The sequence below is a fragment of the Tildeniella sp. genome (assembly GCF_059505325.1).
Map to the genome: position 1 here is coordinate 1 of NZ_JCACKI010000077.1, position 16,800 is coordinate 16,800.

Genomic DNA, 16,800 nt, shown 5'->3' on the forward strand with positions numbered 1-16,800 from the left:
CGCTGACGGCTGACGGCTGACCGCTAATTCTTCAAGCTGACCGCTGACCGCTGACGGCTGACCGCTAATTCTTCAAGCTGACCGCTGACCGCTGACCGCTGACCGCTGACCGCTGACCGCTCATCCCAACTACAATTCTAGAGAGTGAACGCGCACAAAGGGACGAAAGATGCCGACGATCGCCGTGGTGGATTACGACATGGGCAATCTGCATTCTGCTTGCAAAGGGCTTGAGAACGCAGGTGCTACGCCTAAGATTACCGATTCTCCAACTGAATTGGATCTGGCGGATGCGATCGTGTTACCTGGTGTTGGTTCCTTTGATCCGGCTGTGCAACATCTGCGATCGCGCCATTTGGAAGCACCGATTAAACGAGCGATCGCCAGTGGCAAACCCTTCTTGGGCATTTGCTTAGGCTTGCAGATTCTTTTTGAATCCAGCGAAGAAGGCAAAGAACCCGGTTTAGGTATTATCGCAGGCACCGTCAAACGCTTTCATCACGAACCGGGGATTACTATCCCTCACATGGGCTGGAACCAGTTAGAACTCACGCAGCCAAACTCTCCTCTCTGGCAGCAGTTACCCGCTGATCCGTGGCTATATTTTGTGCATTCATACTATGTTGACCCAAGTGATCCGGCTGTACGCGCTGCAACGATTACACACGGTAGCCAAACGGTAACGGCTGCGATCGAGCAAGATAACTTGATGGCAGTCCAATTTCATCCCGAAAAATCATCTACATCAGGGCTGCAAATCCTGGCGAACTTTGTTCGGTCAGCGGTCAGCGGTCAGCGGTCAGCGGTCAGCTTGAAGAATTAGCGGTCAGCCGTCAGCCGTCAGCCGTCAGCCGTCAGGTAAGAGACTCAGCGTAGAATTTAAAGCTGAAAGCTGAAAGCTGAAAGCTGAAAGCTGAAAGCTGAAAGCTGATAGCTGATAACCGATAGCTGATAGCCAAACAAGGGAAATACTAGGAGGGAGAAGACTGCTAAAAGTTGATTGATAGGAATGAAAGATTTTAGAGAATTGAAAGTTTGGCAGAAAAGCCATCAAACGACTCTTGATGTTTATCGGCTGACCAATTGCTTTCCTAAAGACGAACTGTATGGGCTGACCAGCCAAGCCCGACGTGCTTCTGCCTCGATCGCTGCCAATATCGCTGAAGGTTGCGGGAGGGGAACGGATGCAGATTTTGCTCGTTTCTTACAAATGGCAATGGGTTCTGCCAGCGAATTGGAATACCACCTTTTGCTTGCTTGTGATCTCGGTTTTTTAGACCATTTGAAGCACCAAGCGTTAATTTCTGAAGTTACTGAAGTTAAACGAATGCTCACTGCCCTAATTCAAAAGCTGAAAGCTGACCGCTGAAAGCTGATAGCTGATAGCTGATAGCTAAAAATGACTTTAAGAATCTACGGTAATCGTCAACTCAAAACGTTGCCAGGTCAAGAAACCCGACCCACGTTGGCGATCGTACGATCGGCATTGTTCAATATCTGGCAAGGGACGATCGATGACTGTCGTTGGCTCGATTTGTGTGCAGGCAGTGGCGCAATGGGAGCAGAAGCGCTCTGTCGAGGTGCAGCGGTTGCGGTGGGGATTGAACAATCCACTCGTGCCTGTGCCATCATTCGACAGAATTGGCAACAAGTAGCGAATGACTCGCAAACCTTTCAAGTGTTGCGCGGTGATGTGCGACAGCGAATCAAATCGTTGGAAGGGCAACAATTCGATCGCATTTACTTTGATCCACCGTATGAAAGCGATCTGTATGCGTCAGTGATTGAGGCGATCGCGCAGCTTCAACTACTAGCATCCGATGGCGAATTGGCAGTGGAACATAACCCCGATCGCTTAAACGTTCTAACACCATCCACACTAGAAATGTGCCGTCAAAAAGTCTATAGCAATACAGCACTCACCTTTTATCGATCGAGCACTTGATCGCTAACAGCGTTTTCTTGCTGACCGCTGATCGCTGACCGCTGATAGCTGACCGCTGACCGCTGATCGCTGACCGCTGACCGCTGATAGCCAATAGCTTTAACAAGTGCAATTGTATTAAAGTGCAAACGTACTGCTAAGCTGAAAAGTAGCTCTGCGGCTTTTGTACAGCATGATTCCCCTGAAGCTCGTTCTCAAAAACTTTCTGAGCTATCGTGAAGCGACCCTGGATTTTCGGGGTTTGCACACAGCGTGCATTTGTGGTGCCAATGGTGCAGGCAAATCGTCGTTGTTGGAGGCGATCGCGTGGGCTGTGTGGGGTCAAAGCCGTGCGGCTGCCGAAGATGACGTGATTCACATTGGTGCTCAAGAAGCGCAAGTGGATTTCGTTTTTATCAATAATCAACAAACCTATCGCATCATCCGCAGTCGTTATCGAGGGCAAGCATCGTCGTTGGAGTTTCAGGTGGCGCAGGGGAGGGAGAGGAGAGAAGCAGGGGAGGCAGAGGAAGCAGGGGAGAGGAGAGAAGCAGGGGAGGCAGGGGAGGCAGGGGAGGCAGGGGAGGCAGAGGAAGCAGGGGAAGCAACTCAACCTGTTCTCACATACACCCCACACCCCACACCCCACACCCCACACCCCACTCCCCACTCCCCACTCCCCACTCCCCACTCCCTACGCTTCCGGACTCTCACCGCTAAAGGCGTTCGTGCCACCCAGCAGTTGATCCTGGAACACTTGAAGCTGGACTATGAGACGTTTGTGAATTCGGCGTATCTGCGGCAGGGAAGGGCAGATGAGTTCATGCTGAAGCGTCCGACTGAGCGCAAGCAAATTCTGGCAGATCTGCTGAAGCTCGATCAGTACGACAGTGTAGCAGAACAGGCAAAAGATCAATCGCGCCAATTCAAGGGACAGATTGATTTACTGGAACGCAATCTGGAGACGACCCGAGAGCAGCTACAGCAGCGCGATCGCATTACGCAAGAACAATCAGCGCTAGAGTCTATGCTGGCAGTGATGCAACAGCAGCAAACCGTTGATAGCGAGACGCTTCAGGCATTGCAAGCAGTCCAACAGCAGCGACTGACCTGGCAGCAGCAGCTTACCTGGCAGCAGCAACAACAGCGCCATCTCGAACAGGATTGCAAGCGCTTACAGCAGGAGTTAACCGTTGCCCAACAGCAGCAGCAGCAGTTAGGAGCATTGCTTCAGCAAGAAGCGGCGATCGTGGCGGGCTACCAGCATTTTCAAACGTTACAGGCGCATGAAGAGACGCTATCGACCCGATTTCAGGCGTATCAGGTTGCCCAGACGCAGCGTCAACAGTATCAACAGCAGCAGCAGGAACAATTAGCCGATCGACAGCACCAACAACAGCAACTAGAGGCACAGCTAGAGGCACTGGTACAGCAAGAAACGGAACTACACCAGACGCTCAGCAAAGCAACCGACATCGCTGCTGCCATGCAACAACTCCAGCAAGCACGCGCTCATCTCAGTGCCCTGGATCAACTTCAAGTGCAGGCTTCTCCACTCTTGCAGCGCCGCCAGCAGCTTCAAAGCCAGCTCGACCGAGAGCACACTCGCCTGACGACTCGACTAGAAGAACTCCATGCTTCGGCACAGCAACTCCACGCGCAGCAGGCACGCCAGCCTCAACTCAAACAAGCGGTACTGGAAGTGAGCGATCGCATCACTGCCCTGGACGCACGACGCGCCTACCAGGAGCAAGTGCGCGAACGAGGCTTAGAACGTCGCAGTTTCATGGAACAGCTTCAAGAACAGCAGCGACACTGTGAAGCGCAGTTGGCAGATTTAGCGCAGAAACTTGAATTGTTGAGGCAGAAGGCAGAAGGCAGAGGGCAGGAGGCAGAAAGCAGAGGGCAGAAGGCAGAAGCAGTGGAGCAAGGGAGCAAGGGAAGCAGGGAAAGCAACTCAAAACTTTCTAGCACGGCGGCACACACTACTCAAAACTTCCTTACCCCACACCCCACACCCCACACCCCACACCCCACACCCTACCCCCCCTGCCCTCTCTGCGATCGCCCACTTGATGAACACCATTGGCATCTGGTGTTAGAAAAACATCAGGCTGAGCAGCAAGCGGTCACAGAGCAAATTTGGGTGATCCGAGAGCAGCTATCGGCATCAGAGCGTGAAATTCAAATCTTGCGGCAGGAGTATCGTGACCTGGAGCAAGAACTGAAGCCCTATAGTGCAGTATTAGAACGGCGCGGTCAACTACACGAACAGCTTCAGATGACGATCGCTGTGCAGGAAACATTGCAACAAGTCATAGCAGAAGCGGCTGCGTTAGAACGATCGCTCCAGGGTAACTACTCAACTGACCTGCAAGAAGAACTGCAATGGCTCGATCGCAGCTTGCAACAGTTAAACTACGACGAAAAAAATCATGCACTGGCACGGGGCGAAGTCGATCGCTGGCGTTGGGCAGAAATCCGTCATGCCGAAATTAAGCAAGCGCAACGGCGACAGGCACAGCTTACTCAGCGGCAGCCTGACCTTCAGATCCAAATTGCAGCACAGCAAACTAGCGTTGAGCAATTACGCGCTGAAACCGTTGCGCAGCTTGCCCTATTGGATCACCACATTGCTGAACTTGGCTATGATCCAGAACAACATAACACTATTCGTCAAGCGCTACGGCAAGCGCAAAACTGGCAGCTTCGTTATCAAGAGTTAGAACGTGCCCATCAACAGTATCCTCAGACGCAGCAACGGGTTGGTGCTTTGACTCAGACTCTGCACGATCGCACCACCAACTATCAAGCGGCTCAAACGCACGTACAGCAGCTTGTACAACAGCTAGAGCAAACCCCTGACGGTCACGCTCACATCCAAAGTCTGGAACAGGCAATCCAGCAGCGGCGATCGCAATTAGATGAGCAACTCGCCTGCCTGGGGCGCATACAGCAACAACAGCAGCAGCTCGAAACACTTAATACTCAACACTCAACACTCAAAATTCAATTACAAACCGCTCAACGCCAGCAGCGCATCTATCAAGAGCTGGCGCAGGCATTTGGTAAGAATGGCATTCAGGCATTGATGATTGAGAACGCACTGCCGCAACTCGAAGCAGAAACCAACCAAATTCTCAGTCGTCTCAGTGCGAACCAACTGCACATTCAATTTGTGACGCAACGCTCTCATCGCCGCGACCAAACCCGTCAGGCAAAGCTTTCTACCAAAACGTCAGCGCCTCCAACCGCAAAACTGATTGAAACGCTGGACATTTTGATTGCCGATGCCCACGGCACTCGTCCCTATGAAACCTATTCGGGTGGAGAAGCGTTTCGGGTTAACTTTGCCATTCGGCTGGCACTCGCACGGCTCCTCGCACACCGATCGGGCACGGCACTACAAATGCTGATCGTTGATGAAGGCTTTGGTACGCAAGATGCGGAAGGGTGCGATCGCCTGATTGCCGCCATCAACGCGATCGCGGCTGACTTCGCTTGTATTCTCACTGTTACCCATGTGCCTCACTTCAAAGAGGCGTTTCAATCGCGTATTGAAGTGTTTAAAACTGAACAGGGTTCTCAAGTCAGCCTCATCATTTAAAAGCTGCGTTCAAGAGCACTGGGAAGACTGAAGCCGATTCTGGCTAACTTACGCAATGTGCGACTTTCCTAAAATACCTGCCAAAACTGCCCTCACCCTAGCCCTCTCCCGATGGGAGAGGGAACCGGAACGGTCTGGAAGCCCTTCTCCCCAGGGAGAAGGGTGGGGATGAGGGCGAACTAGTTGCACATCGCGTTAACTAGCCCTCTCCCTCTCCCCAAGAAGAGGGAACAAGCGTTCTAGCTCCCTTCTCCCTGGGAAGAAGGGTCGGGGATGAGGGCAAATCATCCCTGGATTCAGCAACGCCGAAAAGCTGATCTTGATTCAAGCTAAGCTGATCTTGATTCCGGTCAAGCGGGAAGCGATTCAGGTCAAGCCAATAGTAGTTCAGGCTTAGTCGATCTTGATTCAGCTTGAGCGGAAATTGATTCGCAGCGTTGAGAAATAAGATCTCCTTATGCTGATATTGATTCAGTTTAAGTATTTCTTTGATCTGGATTAGCCGAAATTGATTCTGTTCAAACGGATCTTCGTTTCGTCAGTTGATTCGGTTGAACTGGGGGAGTTTTGCTATGGCTGCGATCGCCTCTTACAGATTCTGCATACAATCTCAATTTAGCAGCCTAAGAGATTGGTTGCCAGGGCAGTAGATTTCCTGAGCGATCGTCGCTCTTTCAGTTCGTAAGTTCACTGACGTTTCTGAACCTTTGAGCAAAAAGAGCCGACATTTTTAGCAAAACTTACGGTTCTTTGCCTCAGTTTGTCTGAGTTAGTTTGGACTAAACGTTCAATCATACGGGTGAACTCTGATGCCAAGACCAAAAAAAGTCTCTCGAATTTTAGATAAAGCTGAATCGCGTTTGGGAGCGCTTAAAGCTGTTAGTGTATCCCTCGACCTGGGCAACGGGCTGACTGTAGAAACCTATGAGCAGTTAATTAACGAGACGCGGCAGAAGCTGGAGGTTTACAACACTGCTCTAGCAGTAGTTAACGATGCCAGTATTGCGATCGGGGAGGGAAAAACGCTCCTTTCTGAATGGTCAGAGCGCATGCTGATGGGAGTTGCGTCTAAGTTTGGCAAGAATAGTAACGAGTATGCGATGGCTGGTGGCACCCGCCGGAAAGACCGAAAACGTCCCGCACGTCGCACGGTAAAAACCGACAGTGAAGACCCCAAGAGTCAAAGCCCTGCCGCTTAGGTTTACGAACTCAGCCGCTAAACGGAATACTCTGTTTAATCCCCAACTAAAGCTACGATGCAGACTAGTTGCTGTCTATCTCCTTCATTAATTGAGGTCGATAGACAGCAAGCATTCGATCTCTTTTCCCACCGAAGCAAATCGGGGGAGTTGCTCCGTCCAATAACTTGTTGAGCCGCTTAATTCCTCGATAAGGGCAACTGCTAAGAAGCTGCTTGTCAATGTTTATGGCTGAGTTGCTTTGAGAAGATTGATAAGGCGGTAGTTTGGGAGGTGTCGGTAGGGTGACCAAATTTATCTATGTCACTACTTAGCTGCTCATCTGAAAAGATAGCTAACCCAGCCACCAATCGCTTTAACCCTTGATATACTGAGCGAGAGATGCGATCGTAGTGCAAATGATGGGCGTTGCTGATTGGCGGGATGATTTGCTCTCATCCCCAACTCTGTTCCCCAGAAGGGAGCTGAAAGTCATTGCCTCTTATGTGATGTTGTAAGTGTTAGCCATGATACACCCAGCAAAACAAACAGCATGTAGCAATACTGTTAAACTCGACGCTCTCTCAGAGGTTAGCGGGATTTTTGCTCCTGTTTTGTCAAGTAAGAGCTTGCTGGCTAAATGGCATGGCTTTCGCTTAGAACGCCATCGTATTTTTGATCATGCGGTCACTCCAGAAATTTGTTTTCCCACACACATCATCGGTTTTCTACTAAGCGGCAATTACAAAAAAGACATTTTCGACACCGGAACTCGTCGTCGCACCATTACACATAACTGCGGCGATGCGCTCTTATATCCATTCGGATTGCCACACATTGGTCACAGTTTTTCGCAAGCTGACTTTTTAGTTTTATACCTCGAACCCAAATTCGTTGAAAGAGCCGCACGAGACATTAGTGCTGGAGAACGAATCGAAATCATTCCGCAACCAAATTTTGAAGATGAATTAGTTGCCAATGTTGCCAAGCACTTGCTGTCAGAAGTCGAGAGCGGAGGCGCAACTGGAACTTTATACGCAGAGAGTTTGATGACTGCCCTTGCAGCAAGGCTAGTCAAGCAATATTCAAACAGTCGGGTATTGCCCTGCAATTACAAGGGCGGGCTATCAAGGGTAAGACTACACCTCATCCTTGAGTTTATCAGTGAGCATTTAGCAGAAGACTTGTCTTTAGAACAGCTTGCCGCGCTTTGTTGTCTGAGCCAATACCACTTTTGCCGTTTATTCAAACAATCTACTGGCGCATCTCCTCATCAATATTTGATTCGGCAGCGCGTAGAACGGGCAAAGCAATTACTGTTGCAGAGCCAACTGAGTATCGCAGAAGTTGCTCAAACAGTGGGGTTTAATGAGCAAAGCCAACTAACACGTCACCTGAAGCGAGCTACAGGACTCACACCGATGCAACTGCGAAAGCAATAGCAAGAATCGTCAAAAAGAACGCAAGAAGTGCCTATTGTATCCTCGTGAAGCCTTCTATGGTTAGCTTATGGCTAAATTAATTGATTTGGTCTATGGCTTTCACTTAAGGGGAAAAACATGGTCGCACAACTTGATGTCTTGCAGTCATCGACTCATCCCAATTTTACAATTAATCTGACCCAGCTTTATATCAACGGTAGCTGGCGTAACTCCAGTAGTGGCAAAACATTTGATGTCATTGATCCAACGACAGAGGCGGTGGTTGCCCAGGTTGCAGAAGGCACAAAAGAAGATGCGATCGCGGCGATCGCATCGGCTCACCGTGCTTTTGAACAGGGTGCTTGGGGACAGATGAGCGGTCACGAGCGAGGTAAAATCCTCTGGCGCATTGGAGATTTGTTTCTGAAGTATGGTGAAGAACTGGCATTTTTGCAGGCAAAAGAAATGGGGCGGCTGTTTACAGACAGCATGGCGATCGATATTCCCCATTTAGCGAATGTGTTTCACTACTTTGCAGGTTGGGCAAGCAAAATTGAAGGGTCTGTTAAACAAACCACCAAGGGATTACACACGTATACGCTGCGGGAACCTTTAGGAGTCATCGCTGCCATTACGCCGTTCAACTTCCCCCTCGTTCTCTCCATTCACAAGTTTGCTCCTGCACTGGCGGCAGGCAATACGATCGTTCACAAGCCTGCCTCGTCAACACCGCTATCTGCGCTCAAAGTGGCAGCAATTATGCAGGAAGCAGGAATTCCTGATGGGGTGTTTAATGTGGTTCCAGGACCGGGAAGCACGGTTGGGCACACGCTTTCAACCCATCCTGATGTGCATAAAGTTGCGATCACAGGCTCAACGGCAAGCGGCATTCGCGTCATCAAAGATGCAGCCGACACATTGAAACATCTAACGATGGAGTTGGGCGGTAAGTCTGCCAACATCATTTTTGCGGATGCTGATCTGGATGCCGCAGCAGAAACCGCTTACTACGGGATGTTTTACAACAAGGGTGAAATTTGCTATGCCGGATCGCGCATGTTGATCGAGCGATCGGTGTATGACGACGTGCTGGAGCGTGTGGTGGAATGGGCAAAGCGAACCAAAGTCGGTGATCCGCTTGATCCTAAAAGTCAAATGGGACCGATCGCCAACCGCAGCGAATACGAAAATGTACTCCGCTACATGGAAGTTGGCAAACAAGATGGGGCGCGTTTAGTCAGCGGTGGCAAAGCTGCAAATATTGGTACAGGTAAGGGCTACTTTGTGGAACCAACTGTGTTTGCGGATGTGAAGAGTGAGATGACGATCGCCCGCGAAGAAACCTTTGGTCCCATTCTTTCAGTCATTCCCTTCAATGACTTCGATGATGCCATTCGCATTGCCAATAGCAACCAGTATGGCTTGGCTGCGGGTGTGCATACTCGCAACATCAAGCAGGCGCACAAAGCCGCAGCCCAGTTGAAGGCAGGCACAGTTTGGGTAAACACCTACGGTCAATTCGATCCCTCAAGCCCTTTTGGTGGTTACAAGATGAGCGGCTATGGACGGGAAAACGGTCGAGAAGCATTGGAGTTTTACCTGCAAACGAAAACCGTTTGGGTTGATCTGTCCTAGATTGTCTTCGCCAGGTATGGTTTTGTGAATCATTCCTCTAACAATTTTGCTTTGAGAGGATGTCTGAGAAGTGTCAAGGACACCGTCTTTGCCCCCTCAATCCCCCAATTTTGGGGGACTTTGAAAGTCTGGCTCCCCCAGAATTGGGGGCTAGGGGGGCATTTAGGAGCGCACCTTACAGCTTTTAAGACATCCTCTGAACTAATACATTCACATTTGGAGAATTGCACGTATGAAACTCGCAGGAAAAACCGCCATCATCACAGGAGCAAGTAGCGGCATCGGCAAGGCGATCGCTCAAGACCTAGATGCTCTTGGCATGAATTTGGTGCTAACAGCACGATCGCAAGACAAGCTTGACCAACTTGCGGCATCGCTCAAAAACGCTAAAGTAGTTGCCGCTGCCGTTACCGATCCTGACGTGCCTGAAAAACTGGTCGATTTTGCGATCGCCACCTTTGGGCAACTGGATGTCGTCATCAATAATGCCGGAGCGATGACCGTTGGCTCCATTGAAGAAGTGGATATTGAAGCGGTTTGCCAAATGGTACGCCTCAATGTGGAATCGGTTTATCGACTGGCATACATGGCAGTGCGTCATTTCAAACAAGTAGGCAGTGGCTTTCTCATCAACACATCCAGTATTGCTGGACTCAAAACCGCACCTCAATATGGTGCCTACAACGGTACAAAGCACGCAGTTGAAGCGTTTACCGATGCTTTGCGGATGGAACTGGCAGGAACGGGGATCAAAGTATCCGCGATCGCCCCTGGTACTGTGGCTACAAACTTATATGATCACTGGAGTGAGGACGACAAAAATTACATCAATTCGGGTGGCGCGCTCCAACCAGAAGATATTGCTCGTTGTGTCCGGTTTGTGCTCGAACAGCCTGATCATGTGTTGATTCCTCGAATGCTGGCAGTGCCGACTAATCAACCTGTGTAATGTCGATTTGACAGGCAAGCATTGCATCACCCTTGCGAAGCCGACAGAAAAGTTTTTTCTTTCAGCTTCGCAACCGCCAACGTTGCAGAGTAAGTTGCTGCAAAGCAAACTCACCATTTTATTAACGCACCCTGCGAGAAGCGCGATCAAGTGTTTGCTTCAAAAGTTGAGTTAGATTTAGTGCGATCGCCTGATTGCCGCCATCAACGCGATCGCGGCTGACTTCGCTTGCATTCTCACTGTTCCCATGTGCCTCACTTCAAAGAGGCATTTCAATCGCGTATTGAGGTGTTTAAAACGGAACAGGGTTCTCAAGTCAGCCTCATCATTTAAAAGCTGCGTTCAAGAGCACTGGGAAGACTGAAGCTGATTCTGGCTAAACCTCGGAGGTTGTCAGAGGTTTTAACCAGGCATCAAGCGTTGCAATGTCGTCGCTTAAACTTCTACGAATGTGTTGCGTCGGAACTAAGGTTCTATTGAATGGTGAGCTATGGCTGGAATGTGCGATCGGTTAACTCACAATTACTTTGGAGCTGATTTCGCCAACGTTTGGGATATTGTAGTCAATAAAATCTCCGCGTTGGATGCCGAGATTAATCCACCGAGTTACTTACAATCACCTCGACCATATCCAAGATCTTTGAGAAGTTGCTGAGCTTGCTTAGTGCAAAGCATAGCAGCGTAAGCCTTTCCTGCCTTTTCAGCCTCTGTCTTGTCATTCCTATAAACTACATATAAGCCTCGAACAAGTGGATACTTCCCATCCTGAAAGATAGACTGGTCGAGAGCAAAATTCTTGTTGCTATCTAGAGCAATCGAAAGAGAAGAAGCATCTTTTTTAAGAGCAAGCACCACAACACTGCCATCTTTTACTGAATCCTGACTAAATACTTCTGGTGCTGATAAGAAGAAAATGCCTCCTGGATCATTTTTTACGAAATTTATACCTTTCGTAGGGGTATCAGGGCGTTTCAGGTTGCTAGCAGGAGTACCATTAAAAACATTCTCTCCAACGAAGCCGGTCGTGCTACTTTCTGACGAACGAGAGTAGGGTTGAATAGGCAAGTCTTTGCCTCCTAATTCTTTCCAGTTTGTTATTCCACCTCTATATATTTGTTGCAATTGTTCAATTGTTAGCTCTGTGATCCCGCTGTCAGGATTAACGATGATTGCAATTGCGTCTTTCCCAACTTTAACTTCAAATAAATTAGATGCTTGTTTCTCACTTGCAGGGGTTTCATCAGATGACAGAGCAATGTCAAGCTGCTTTTTAGTCAGCATTGAGATGCCAGTTCTTGATCCATCTTTCTGTCCTTCAGGCGGTTTCTCGTATTTCAACCGAAAGTTTGGAAATGCATCCTGGATAGCTGGGAGTATTTTTCCCCCTTCTTCTTTTGGTCTCCGAAGCGGTGCCCAAGTTGTGCTGCCACCGTACTTAAACTCTACATTGGGTAGATCTGGAACATCTGGAACATCTGAAATACGATCGAGTTGATTAGAATTGTCTGGGCTGCTTGGACTGTTAGGGATTGGTGATGGAGTTGGGTTTTGAGCATCTCGTGTACGTTGTGAAAGGGCAACCCCAAGAACAACTAGAGCTAAAGCAACAAAAACCCAAGGAGTGATACGTTTTGGTGAAGAACCTACGTTAGGAAAATACTTTTTATGAAGAGAATCTACTACATCATCTGTAAGGTGAGGCTGTAGTTTGGCTCGTAAAACACTTAACTCGTCAGGTAATTGATTAGCCCTTTGATTGCCTAATTCTCGGCATCGTTCTTCGTATGTTTCTAGATGAACTTGACGCTCAATCAAGTCCTGGTCAGTTTTTTGTAAATCAAGCCTTCTTCGATACTTATCTAACTCCCTACGGTTTTCATCATGCAAAGAATATTGATCGTTTTGAAGATCATCAATGTATGCTTCTCGGTACTTGCGTCTCTTCTCCTCAAGAATTTTTAACGGCTCTAAAACTTCGCTTTCAATCTCATCAGCTCTTTGCACAGTCAAACCAAGAGGTTTCAGTTTGTCTCGAAAAGCATCAAGGTTTTTGCGAGGTGTGCTACCAGTAATTTTATTGTTGGCAAGGTAATTACTAATCTTTTCAGAGCTGTTCCGCGCTCCGATAATGTATTTTTCAACATCTCTACGATACTCAAGTTCTGGATTACCACTTTGAGATCTGTGAGATCTAGCTAAAACAATCTCAAACCCTTCATGTGAAGGGTAAAATTCTGGTGTCATTCGTGAGCCAGCTGTTGTAAGCTTCTGCTTGATATATTTATGTAATTCATGAGCTGTAATAAAACCGTTGTCACCCTCATCTGCTGATCCTGTCTCAAGTCCTTCAATCAAGAATTTGGTATAAACAGAAAGCTCTGAATCTACCAAAGACACTTGTGTTGATGTTGATGAGGTTAAGACAACTCGACCTTCGCCACCCAAATCATCAATGTGTGAATTCACATTAACGTTAGGCAAAATCGCCAAACCTTTAATATTTGAATCAACATCAACCGCTTTCTCAATATTAATCGCTTTCTCAACTACGCCAGTTACAGCCGCTCCGCTATAGCAACAATCTAAAATTACAACCTGTCGTTTACTAGGACTATTTCGCATGAAATCTAAGATTTCTTGAGCAGAAACAGCTGTCCAAGTAGCATGAGCCTTTCGCGTATCGGCTGTAGCAAAATATAATTTTCCGTCTCGATCGTCCTTAACTCCGTGTCCTGAGAAAAACAGCAGTATTAAATCCTCACGCTTACGGTTTGCAAACAACTCTGCAATTGCCACTTTCATGTCGTGAGCATTTGGATCTCTTAGAAGCCGAACGTCGTCAAATCCACCGATCTCTGTTTTTCTTAATACTTGCTCTAATTCTTCTATATCCCTTGTCGTTGCCGGCAACCGAGGTAATTCGCAGTAGTCACTAATCCCAATCAGTAGTGCTATCTTCGCCATACTAGTCCTTGTTACCCCTTCTATGATCCTGCTACAAACTTTTGAGCCGCCTCGATCGCCTTTTCCAAATCCTTCTGGCTGCTAACTTTAAGTTTCAGCTTGCGTCCATTTGCCTCAACTTCCATCTCGATTGGGCGCTTCCAGTATTCACTGAGTCGCTCAAACACCGCTTTTATATTCTTAGCACTGACCTCAGCGGTTAGAATTCCGACTAAAGTTTCAAGCACAGGTTTGGTACCTGCTGTTGGCTCTCTTGTAGCAAGTTCGACGCGCTCAACCTCGTCTTTCATTTCTCTCAGATTTCTGAGAAGTCTACGAGCCTCTAAGTCTTTTTCCTCTTCATCTAACTCTGGATCAACAACTGCAAGCGTTAGCTTGACATTTCTCGCGGTTGTCACGTCTTTCCCCTTGAGCTACTGGAATTTATGAAGTTCTGATGAAATTCCCGCCGCTTATACATTAGCAGAAATAATTAGTTCATTTTGGTACCCTGTCGGGTAACTTTTTGACTGACCATTTAATGGTGTTCTAGATTACAAACTCTCTGCCTTTTAAGGGGTTGAGCTGTTCTTACAGGTAGCGGCATCGAGCTTGCACGTCGAGCAAGACGACTTTATGTAGGTCGTTTAACTTGATTAGGAATTAGGCGCACGATCGCCGCTTATATAATGTGCCTTGCTACAAAGCAAACGACCATTGTATTGAGCATCCTAAAGATATCTCTCTTCAGCATCCCTACCGAGCCGATAGTCACATCCATTTGACCATGCGTACTACCGCTATGGCTTCAGCGGGCGCGATCGCTAAAGTGCTAAGGGTTTGCTGCTGGGCTAGAGGGCAACTGGGGTGGAGAAACAGGCGTTACTTGTGATGAATCGGCGGCTGGCGAGAAGGCATCTACTAATGCCTGCACTAATGCCTCGCGCTGCGATCGACTGAGCCGATTAATCGCTGCCTGATCACCTTCTGCTGGGTTTGTTCGCAAGGTTGCACGACTGGGGTAGCTTGTCTCATCAAAAGCACCATTGAGACCCAACCCCAGGTAATCTGCTACGGTCAATTTCCAGTCAAAGCGATAGAGCGGCGATCGTCCAGCAACATAGAGGTGGTAGCGCACAAAACGACCGACCAGCGTATTATCTGCGTCAACTTTGCCAGTTTCTTTACTCACGTACTGGTTCTCTTTGGGTAACGACGGTACTCGCTCATACACAGATTGCCAAACTGCTTCTGGTCGTACTCGTTGAGCTAACGCAGGCGATCGCACGAGTGCGTCAGGCAGCAAGACTGCTAAAGTCGTCACAATGAGCAAGCCACTCATGAACGAGAGTAGAAGTATGCAAGCGCGTTGAACTGCCACACGTTTTTTTGCCATTACCATCGCCTATGCAGTGCTTAGAGAAAGATGTTGAGATCAGTATCGATCGCTATAAAAGCTAGGACGTTGGAATTAAAGGAGGTGCGGGGGGTTACCTCTGCACCTCGTCCTAACCCACCGGGAGCATGTCACCTTTGCGCCCTCACCCTAAATCCCTCTCCCCAGGGAGAGGGACTTTGAATCCTTGCTCCCTTCTCCTCGGGGAGAAGGGTTGGGGATGAGGGCAGAATCTAGCACTTGCGAAAGTGACATGCTCCCAACCCACCTGACTATTGCTATAAGTAGCGATCGCCCTTCAGGTCAATTCTGACAGACCATACCGTCAGCGCTACTCACCAATGATTTCAGGCTGAGTCAGTTCATCTGACATCTCAATGATCGCTCGCATGACGGGCTTCATCATGGGGTCATCCACACTGTCAAAATCTTCAAACCGACGACGCTTCGCCCGATTCGCTACCTGAACCGTAATTCGATAACGATTGGAGGCGGCTGAAATCAATTCATCAGCTCGACGCATCAATTGAGTGCTATCGAACGCGGTACGCTTTTGCATGAGATTACCTACTAGTAGCCAAAGTTCATTCTACAGCTTATCAACAGCCAGCGACTTATGCTGCAACTCTTTCGAAGTATAGTGATTTCAAAGTATGGCGATCCTACTTAAGTAATGAGAATGACGCTGGTATGAGCGGTCAGCGGTCAGCGGTCAGCAGAAAAGCCGATCGCTTAACCGCTAACTGATTCAGTCTCGCTCACAAATGATCCAGGTCTGCTATAGGTTTGTATGGTATTCCAACGGTGGTAATCCAACAATGGTTAGCCCTCAGCATGGCATTTAGAGCTGAGAGTTGACTGCTGAAGGCTCACATAGCGTTACGTGTACTAAAACAACCGAATATTATCGTTTGAATGATGAGCATGACGCTGGTATGAGTGGTCAGCCGTCCGCAAAAAAGCTGATCGCTGACCGCTGACCGCTGACCGCTAATCGATAGTCTTGCTCACCAATGATTTAGGACTGCTCTATATTTAGGACTGCTCTATAAGGATGAGTCAGCGATGAAAGTGTTAATCGTAGCAACCGGAAACCCCGGCAAACTCCAAGAAATGCAGGCGCTGTTAGCAGGACTGGATTGGGAACTGGCGCTGAAGCCCGATGCGCTAGAGATTGAGGAAACGGGCGCTACGTTTGCTGAAAACGCACGTTTGAAAGCGTCGCAAGTGGCAAAGGCAACCGGGGAGTGGGCGATCGCTGACGATTCTGGCTTAGAGGTAGACGCGCTGGATGGAGCACCAGGTGTCTATTCTGCCCGCTATGGGAAGACAGATGTAGAGCGAATTGATCGCCTGCTGCACGAGTTGGGGAATGAGCTGAATCGTGAAGCGCGGTTTGTCTGTGTTGTGGCGATCGCCCGCCCGGATGGTGCGATCGTGCTGCAAGCAGATGGCATCTGCGCTGGTAATATTCTTTACGCTCCACGTGGCACGGGTGGCTTTGGGTATGACCCCATTTTTTACGTCCCCGAACAGCGGCTCACGTTTGCTGAAATGACAAGTGAGCAAAAACACGCCTTAAGTCATCGCGGTAAAGCCCTCCAAGCGCTGCTGCCGCAATTTCAAGCGCTTTAAAACGAGCGCTATTACCACCTTTGGCTTGAGTCGCTTTCACTCTTCGAGAACCGTTGGGGCATAGCATTCGTTCTACAGAGAAATTGGCATTATGCAGCAAGACCAAAGATGA

Annotated in this window: 15 protein-coding genes; 10 read left to right on the plus strand and 5 right to left on the minus strand. The window is 48.6% G+C overall.

What is annotated here, in order from left to right; translation table 11 throughout:
* The first annotated feature begins 169 nt into the window (after nt 1–169).
* The 3 genes from hisH to rsmD all read left to right on the plus strand — a co-directional run bounded on the left by hisH (nt 170) and on the right by rsmD (nt 1,945).
* A complete protein-coding gene (gene hisH / locus AC5JO6_RS28870) occupies nt 170–823 on the plus strand; it encodes an imidazole glycerol phosphate synthase subunit HisH (RefSeq protein ID WP_496084502.1) in 654 nt (217 codons plus the stop codon).
* 186 nt (nt 824–1,009) lie between these two features.
* Nucleotides 1,010–1,369 carry a four helix bundle protein gene (locus tag AC5JO6_RS28875; RefSeq protein WP_496084503.1) on the plus strand — a complete coding sequence of 120 codons (360 nt, stop codon included), beginning with the start codon at nt 1,010–1,012 and terminating at the stop codon, nt 1,367–1,369.
* 30 nt (nt 1,370–1,399) lie between these two features.
* Nucleotides 1,400–1,945 (plus strand): 16S rRNA (guanine(966)-N(2))-methyltransferase RsmD, encoded by a 546-nt coding sequence (rsmD, locus tag AC5JO6_RS28880; RefSeq protein ID WP_496084504.1) that lies wholly within the window; start codon nt 1,400–1,402, stop codon nt 1,943–1,945.
* Here the strand turns inward: rsmD and AC5JO6_RS28885 are convergent.
* A complete protein-coding gene (locus tag AC5JO6_RS28885) occupies nt 1,927–2,073 on the minus strand; it encodes a hypothetical protein (RefSeq protein ID WP_496084505.1) in 147 nt (48 codons plus the stop codon). The two genes, rsmD and AC5JO6_RS28885, sit on opposite strands and share 19 nt — an antisense overlap.
* Before the next feature lie 44 nt (nt 2,074–2,117).
* Between AC5JO6_RS28885 and AC5JO6_RS28890 the strand changes: the two genes are divergently transcribed.
* From AC5JO6_RS28890 to AC5JO6_RS28915, 6 genes are all read left to right on the plus strand, one after another.
* Entirely contained in the window at nt 2,118–5,531 is a 3,414-nt protein-coding gene (locus AC5JO6_RS28890) for an AAA family ATPase (RefSeq protein ID WP_496084506.1), read from the plus strand.
* An 809-nt stretch (nt 5,532–6,340) separates the two neighbouring features.
* Nucleotides 6,341–6,730 (plus strand): hypothetical protein, encoded by a 390-nt coding sequence (locus AC5JO6_RS28895; protein WP_496084507.1) that lies wholly within the window; start codon nt 6,341–6,343, stop codon nt 6,728–6,730.
* Nucleotides 6,731–7,338: 608 nt separating this feature from the next.
* The gene (locus AC5JO6_RS28900; RefSeq protein WP_496084508.1) at nt 7,339–8,151 is read left to right on the plus strand and encodes a helix-turn-helix domain-containing protein; all 813 of its coding nucleotides are present in this window, start codon (nt 7,339–7,341) and stop codon (nt 8,149–8,151) included.
* Between the two features lie 117 nt (nt 8,152–8,268).
* Nucleotides 8,269–9,765 carry an aldehyde dehydrogenase family protein gene (locus tag AC5JO6_RS28905; protein WP_496084509.1) on the plus strand — a complete coding sequence of 499 codons (1,497 nt, stop codon included), beginning with the start codon at nt 8,269–8,271 and terminating at the stop codon, nt 9,763–9,765.
* 232 nt (nt 9,766–9,997) lie between these two features.
* Nucleotides 9,998–10,714 carry an SDR family oxidoreductase gene (locus AC5JO6_RS28910; RefSeq protein WP_496084510.1) on the plus strand — a complete coding sequence of 239 codons (717 nt, stop codon included), beginning with the start codon at nt 9,998–10,000 and terminating at the stop codon, nt 10,712–10,714.
* Between the two features lie 499 nt (nt 10,715–11,213).
* Nucleotides 11,214–11,369 carry a hypothetical protein gene (locus AC5JO6_RS28915; RefSeq protein WP_496084645.1) on the plus strand — a complete coding sequence of 52 codons (156 nt, stop codon included), beginning with the start codon at nt 11,214–11,216 and terminating at the stop codon, nt 11,367–11,369.
* Here the strand turns inward: AC5JO6_RS28915 and AC5JO6_RS28920 are convergent.
* The 4 genes from AC5JO6_RS28920 to AC5JO6_RS28935 form a co-directional block, all read right to left on the minus strand.
* Nucleotides 11,321–13,678, minus strand: coding sequence for a caspase, EACC1-associated type (locus AC5JO6_RS28920; protein ID WP_496084511.1), 2,358 nt, complete (start codon nt 13,676–13,678; stop codon nt 11,321–11,323). The genes AC5JO6_RS28915 and AC5JO6_RS28920 overlap by 49 nt on opposite strands.
* Before the next feature lie 20 nt (nt 13,679–13,698).
* A complete protein-coding gene (locus tag AC5JO6_RS28925; protein ID WP_496084512.1) occupies nt 13,699–14,076 on the minus strand; it encodes an effector-associated constant component EACC1 in 378 nt (125 codons plus the stop codon).
* Nucleotides 14,077–14,489: 413 nt separating this feature from the next.
* The gene (locus tag AC5JO6_RS28930) at nt 14,490–15,053 is read right to left on the minus strand and encodes a hypothetical protein (protein WP_496084513.1); all 564 of its coding nucleotides are present in this window, start codon (nt 15,051–15,053) and stop codon (nt 14,490–14,492) included.
* 331 nt (nt 15,054–15,384) lie between these two features.
* Entirely contained in the window at nt 15,385–15,612 is a 228-nt protein-coding gene (locus AC5JO6_RS28935; protein WP_496084514.1) for a DNA-directed RNA polymerase subunit omega, read from the minus strand.
* Between the two features lie 506 nt (nt 15,613–16,118).
* Here AC5JO6_RS28935 and rdgB point away from each other — a divergent pair.
* Nucleotides 16,119–16,688 (plus strand): RdgB/HAM1 family non-canonical purine NTP pyrophosphatase, encoded by a 570-nt coding sequence (rdgB, locus tag AC5JO6_RS28940; RefSeq protein ID WP_496084515.1) that lies wholly within the window; start codon nt 16,119–16,121, stop codon nt 16,686–16,688.
* Nucleotides 16,689–16,800: the final 112 nt, after the last annotated feature.

What these genes read in the sequence shown, in the direction of transcription:
- hisH (WP_496084502.1), top strand. Translation starts at nt 170, where the DNA reads ATGCCGACGATCGCCGTGGTGGATTACGACATGGGCAATCTGCATTCT.
- AC5JO6_RS28875 (WP_496084503.1), top strand. Translation starts at nt 1,010, where the DNA reads ATGAAAGATTTTAGAGAATTGAAAGTTTGGCAGAAAAGCCATCAAACG.
- rsmD (WP_496084504.1), top strand. Translation starts at nt 1,400, where the DNA reads ATGACTTTAAGAATCTACGGTAATCGTCAACTCAAAACGTTGCCAGGT.
- AC5JO6_RS28890 (WP_496084506.1), top strand. Translation starts at nt 2,118, where the DNA reads ATGATTCCCCTGAAGCTCGTTCTCAAAAACTTTCTGAGCTATCGTGAA.
- AC5JO6_RS28895 (WP_496084507.1), top strand. Translation starts at nt 6,341, where the DNA reads ATGCCAAGACCAAAAAAAGTCTCTCGAATTTTAGATAAAGCTGAATCG.
- AC5JO6_RS28905 (WP_496084509.1), top strand. Translation starts at nt 8,269, where the DNA reads ATGGTCGCACAACTTGATGTCTTGCAGTCATCGACTCATCCCAATTTT.
- AC5JO6_RS28910 (WP_496084510.1), top strand. Translation starts at nt 9,998, where the DNA reads ATGAAACTCGCAGGAAAAACCGCCATCATCACAGGAGCAAGTAGCGGC.
- AC5JO6_RS28915 (WP_496084645.1), top strand. Translation starts at nt 11,214, where the DNA reads ATGTGCGATCGGTTAACTCACAATTACTTTGGAGCTGATTTCGCCAAC.
- AC5JO6_RS28920 (WP_496084511.1), bottom strand. Translation starts at nt 13,678, where the DNA reads ATGGCGAAGATAGCACTACTGATTGGGATTAGTGACTACTGCGAATTA.
- AC5JO6_RS28930 (WP_496084513.1), bottom strand. Translation starts at nt 15,053, where the DNA reads ATGGCAAAAAAACGTGTGGCAGTTCAACGCGCTTGCATACTTCTACTC.
- AC5JO6_RS28935 (WP_496084514.1), bottom strand. Translation starts at nt 15,612, where the DNA reads ATGCAAAAGCGTACCGCGTTCGATAGCACTCAATTGATGCGTCGAGCT.
- rdgB (WP_496084515.1), top strand. Translation starts at nt 16,119, where the DNA reads ATGAAAGTGTTAATCGTAGCAACCGGAAACCCCGGCAAACTCCAAGAA.